At 67.1% G+C, this 4,604-nt stretch carries 6 protein-coding genes; 5 read left to right on the forward strand and 1 reads right to left on the reverse strand.

The genetic code is table 11. From position 1 onward, the window contains the following. The 5 genes from ACWFR4_RS47230 to ACWFR4_RS47250 form a co-directional block, all read left to right on the forward strand. Window positions 1–537: hypothetical protein (locus ACWFR4_RS47230; RefSeq protein ID WP_453657966.1), on the forward strand; the 537-nt coding region annotated here is incomplete at its 5' end. Between the two features lie 101 nt (window positions 538–638). Continuing rightward, window positions 639–1,004: a hypothetical protein gene (locus tag ACWFR4_RS47235; RefSeq protein WP_453657968.1), complete on the forward strand. Its 366-nt coding sequence runs from the start codon at window positions 639–641 to the stop codon at window positions 1,002–1,004. 53 nt (window positions 1,005–1,057) lie between these two features. Continuing rightward, entirely contained in the window at window positions 1,058–1,813 is a 756-nt protein-coding gene (locus ACWFR4_RS47240; protein WP_453657970.1) for a hypothetical protein, read from the forward strand. A 265-nt stretch (window positions 1,814–2,078) separates the two neighbouring features. Then, window positions 2,079–2,312, forward strand: a complete 234-nt coding sequence (locus ACWFR4_RS47245) for a hypothetical protein (RefSeq protein WP_453657972.1) — start codon at window positions 2,079–2,081, stop codon at window positions 2,310–2,312. Window positions 2,313–2,903: 591 nt separating this feature from the next. Continuing rightward, window positions 2,904–3,332 carry a hypothetical protein gene (locus ACWFR4_RS47250; protein WP_453657974.1) on the forward strand — a complete coding sequence of 143 codons (429 nt, stop codon included), beginning with the start codon at window positions 2,904–2,906 and terminating at the stop codon, window positions 3,330–3,332. 851 nt (window positions 3,333–4,183) lie between these two features. On the opposite strand, the gene ACWFR4_RS47255 is transcribed toward ACWFR4_RS47250, so the two are convergent. Continuing rightward, complete coding sequence (locus ACWFR4_RS47255; protein ID WP_453657976.1) at window positions 4,184–4,588, reverse strand: hypothetical protein; 405 nt, start codon at window positions 4,586–4,588, stop codon at window positions 4,184–4,186. Window positions 4,589–4,604: the final 16 nt, after the last annotated feature.

Genomic DNA, 4,604 nt, shown 5'->3' on the forward strand with positions numbered 1-4,604 from the left:
CGCCTCAGCTGGGCTTGGACGGGCGAGCGCCCGGCGGCCACGGCCGCCGGGGTTGTCAGGAGTCTTGGCGGCCTGGCCGCACGCCGCCGGATGGGACTCGGCTACGCACCTGCGGTAGCGGCCTTCTACTTTTTCCACCTGAGTCAGCACGTCCAGCCGTTCTTGAGCGCTGCGGTCTCGGAGCCGTCAGGAATGGTCGGCAGCTTCCTTGCCCTCACAGCCATGCCCCTCGTCTGGAAGCTAACGAGGACGCTCTCGGGCCTGCCCTACGGCGCTCTGATTCGCGGTGCCGTGACGTTCGGCTCCGGCGCCTTCCTCTACGGGCCCGGGGGTGAGGTCGCGACTGGCTATCTCGCCGCACAGGGCATCGCCCCGTCCTACTGGGTGCCCTTTGGGTCAGGGCTCGCTGCCGCTGGCCTCTCCTGGTGGCTGATTGATCGCAGGATCAGTCATCTGCCATGGCCTATCGCCTGCGCCCTACGCATTTTCACCACGACGATTGCGCTCTCTCTCGGCCAGTTCGGCCTTTCCAGCTGATCTATTGAAGGGAAATACCTCACGTGCAGGACTTAACTATTGCCACGGGAAGCCTCTCTGGGGCCGTCGGCGTGGCTTCAGCCGGGAGCGTTTCACTCGTCTTGATCATCGTCATGGTCTACGGCGTAATCGGCAGGGGAAGGAAGAGGCTCGCTTCCGGCCCCGCTCAGATCGTCGGTATTTTCGGCGAGCTCGCATTCCTGCGCTCCACCGGATTCACTCGCAACATTGGGGATGCGATTCACTCGGTCGTCGTCGGGCTGGCCGAGAATCCGGCGCTTGGCGCCATCAAAATGACCGGCGTGGCCCTCGTTCTTATCGCCCTGTCCCTGTTCGCCAGGATTGTTCCGGTCAGCGGGGTTTTCCTGGGCATGCTCATGGGTGCAGCGTTCGAAGCAGCCGACGGCACTATCTGGCAGGCAATCGTCCAGATCTTCTCCATCCCGTTCCAGTTGATGGGGGTCTGACGATGGCAGAGGAGATCGAAGACCTGCGAGCCGTAGTCCATCCGGTGACGATCATGAATTCCACACGCCAGATCCTCGGCGCTGCGGTGCGGTGGACCACCGCAGAGAAGGGGGAGACCACCAACCGGCTCTTCGCGTGGATGGGCCTGCTGTTCGTCTGCGGCGTACTCGCCTACCACTACCCCTGGTGGACGCTCACCGCGGTCCCTGGCTGGATGCTGGCCTGCGGCGGCATGGCCCTGCACAACCCGAAACTCCAGCGACAGCGCGAGACAGGCAGCGGAGATGCACAACCGCTGGAGACCAAGGAAGAGGAAGAAGGCGGCTACGACCCCGAGGAGCCCGACTACGAGGACGCAGCCGACGAACAAGATCACGAATCAGGGGAGCCTGACAGGGGAGTCGACGACCCCCTCGACGCCAGGCAGGAGAAGGCCCAGGCGTGGTGGACCCTCGTAGAGCGTGAAGTCGCCACCGCCGTCCACCACGGAACCAAGGGGGTCCGCATCGGAGCACTCCTGAACCTACTCCAGGACCGCGGGCACCTGCCGGACTGGGATGAACCGCGGCTCGTCGCCCTCCTTCGGTCCATCGAAATTCCCGTGCGCGATCAGATGTATTTCAAGATCGACGGACGGAAGTCGAACAAGCCCGGAGTGCACGTTGAGGACCTCTCCGTGGCCCTCGGTCGCACCCCTCGATTGCCCGCCCATCTGGTGCCCGATCTCACCCCTCACCAGACCCCTACGGGAGCGCCCTCGGAGACCCTCTCCCTGGTCAAGGATGAGGGGCAGGAAGAGCTGGCCTGACACATCCGTCCAGCCCCCGGCCGGCCGCCCGATTCTGCGGCCCGCCGGGGGAGCGCCAGAAGGCGCACCACTCCCCCGCCAAAACCCGACCCCCCACCCCTACCTCCTACCAACGCGCTACCACGCCTACCAATACATATTGGACATATTGCCAATGGGGTTGCTCGGTCGCCTTGCCGTCCGAAATCCACATCTGACTCCCAACTGCCCGGCCTCCCATGGCACTCTCACCTGGAACAGCATCACCACCAGGCGGAGGCAACCCATGGCCAGGCGCTACCGGTGCGGCACCTGCAACCTGACGTGGCCGTACATGAGCCGTGAAGAAGCTGAGACAGTGCGCCAGAGCCACCACGACACAGCCCATGGGGGTGGTGCCCCCGCTGACGACGAACTGCCGTCCAACGCCGAGCGCATCAACCCCATGCTCTACGTCTACGTCCTTGGCGGCTGCATCCTTCTCTGGCTTGTCGACCACGTGATCGGCCTGTTCAGATAGGGCCGAGCCGGCGAGGGACCAGCCCCGCTCGGAAGAGCAGGCCTCGGCGCCCACCCAGGCGAAGCCCAACTCGCGGAACTTGCAACGCCCGCAATTACGCTTTTGGAGATCCTCCAGAGGTTTCCTGCTGCCGACGCATCCCCCGCATCTTTCAGGACCTCATCGCCGGAGGGTGCGTCAATCGACCTCGTCGAGGTCCCCGATGCCCTTTCGTCCCTTCTGGCGTATTCGGATCGGCGGCTGGCTCTGTGCCGGGCCGGGTGCGCCACGCCTAGGAGGTGAGGGAGCCCGCCCGGGGCGCCCCACGCACGAGAGGCCACCCCATGGCGCAGCGCACCATCCGCCGCTACAAGGCGATCGTCCGCCTCGACGGCATCGAGATCCGCCATGACTTCCGCAGCGCGGCCCCGGCCGGCAAGTAGGTCGAGGAGGTCGTGGCCGGGCGCCGCGTCACGCTCTGGCTCACCGACCTGGCACTGAACAACGGCTGCTTCTGGGCTGAGCACCACAACTACCTGTAGCCCGGCCCCACGCCCCCGCGGGCCCGGCCGCGGCCATGGACTGTCAGACGACCGAACTATTCTCGAGAGCATGACCGACGCCTCCGACGCCTACTCGTTCCCGCCCGATCTGCTCGCCGCCCAGAAGCTCGCGGCCGAGCTGTACGCCGACCTCCGCTCCTTCGTGAAGCGGCCCACCCTGCCGTGGTCCGTGGAACCCCTGGACGGGTGGGAGGAGCCAGAAACCCCGCACGGCGGGAAGCTGCGGGGCTACGTCTCGTCGCGCCCGGCCTCGCCAGGGTGGAGCGACGACGAAGGGGCCGAGTACGCGAAGCTGCGGCACGAACTCGCCGAGGCGGCCGGCCTGGTCTACTCGCATCCGCACTGGGCCGAGTACGAGGGCGCCGCTCTCGTCTCGGCACGGATGACGCTCAAGCACCACCCCGAGGCGCTCCCCACAGTTCCGGGCGAGTCCGACGGCGCTGCGCCCCGGCAGGAGGACCTCGCAGCCACCGCCTGAAGCCGTGAGTTTCGCCGCCCGTGGCCGCAATGCAAGTACGGTTTGAGTAGGTCCGGTGCCGCCTCCCCCGTCGTCACCGGGCCGCCCACGTCCGTCGGCGCCGCGCGGTGGGCATGCGGCCCAGGACCGTTGAGCCGTACCGCGCCTGGTGGGACCATGCAGCCCGCCGCCCGCCTCGTCCAGCACGACCGCGCCCTGATCCTCATTGCGCACCCGTGGCTCACCGACAGTGCGTGGAAGCTCTCCGACCGTGAGCCGTGCGCGCCGGACCTGAAGATCGAGCGCATGGGAGCGGAGCCGATCGCCCGCGGCGTGCTGCGCCTGGTGCTGCCCGTCGTCGACGATGAAGCCGCCCGTACCCGCGAAGGCGGCCGGCGCCAGAACCGTCACCGGCACCCCGTCCCGCCAGGGCGGTATCGTCGATCCCGGCACCGGCGCGAACAAGGGCGCCCTTCCTTCTCCGCCTCGGTCACGGCAGTGGTCTGGGACACCGACGAAACGCCAGGATCAGGCCTCATGAGCCCGACGCATAGATCGTTTCCCGGCCTGTTGCCACAGATTTCCCACGACGCAGGCCAGGGGCGTCAAGGCCTTGAGCGTCCAGCACCCACAGTCCGCGCTCCGCGCTCAATAACCGCAGGCGTCTCTACGGGGTGTTGCGTGGGCCGACAGTGGCTCCACCGGCGACAACGTGAAGGCGCGCGGGGCAGTTTGGCGGCCAGGCGCAGGGATTGGATGAGCGGGATCGTCGGGTCGGCGTCGCCGGTCAGGATGTGGACGGGGATGCACGTGAGGCCATCGGGCCGGTGCTCTTCAGCAGCCAGTCCCGTCGACCTTGCTGTAGGGAGAGGTCAGTCCCCTTGGTCCGATGGCTGCGGCGGGGCGGGGATGCTGTTGCAGCTGTCGCAGAGCGTGCGGATCCAGGTGCCGTGTCGGTCGCCGTGGAAGCTGGTGCGGCCGGGGGCCCCACAGTCTTCGCAGGTCTTCTCCGCCTCGAGCTCGACGGCCTCGGCAAGGCGGCCGGCCGTGTCCGCCCAGGTGCCGTCGAATTCGCCGTCGTCCTCGAACCGGTCCGCGACGTAGATCCTGAGTCCGCCGAGCTTCGGGGTGAGTTCCTCCAGGCGGTAGTCCGGTGCCAGGGCGAGGAGCTGTTCGTGCAACCGGATGAGCAAAGGACGCCAGCCGGGCCCGACAACGGATAGGCAGTCGGGAATCTGCTGCTCGAAGACCGTGGTGCGGGACGAAGGTGCGCTCATGAGGTCAGGATCCCGC

This window comes from Streptomyces sp. NPDC055140 (assembly GCF_053607285.1).

Coding starts and splice junctions, on each gene's coding strand:
- ACWFR4_RS47240 (WP_453657970.1), top strand. CDS start 1,058: ATGAATTCCACACGCCAGATCCTCGGCGCTGCGGTGCGGTGGACCACC.
- ACWFR4_RS47245 (WP_453657972.1), top strand. CDS start 2,079: ATGGCCAGGCGCTACCGGTGCGGCACCTGCAACCTGACGTGGCCGTAC.
- ACWFR4_RS47250 (WP_453657974.1), top strand. CDS start 2,904: ATGACCGACGCCTCCGACGCCTACTCGTTCCCGCCCGATCTGCTCGCC.
- ACWFR4_RS47255 (WP_453657976.1), bottom strand. CDS start 4,588: ATGAGCGCACCTTCGTCCCGCACCACGGTCTTCGAGCAGCAGATTCCC.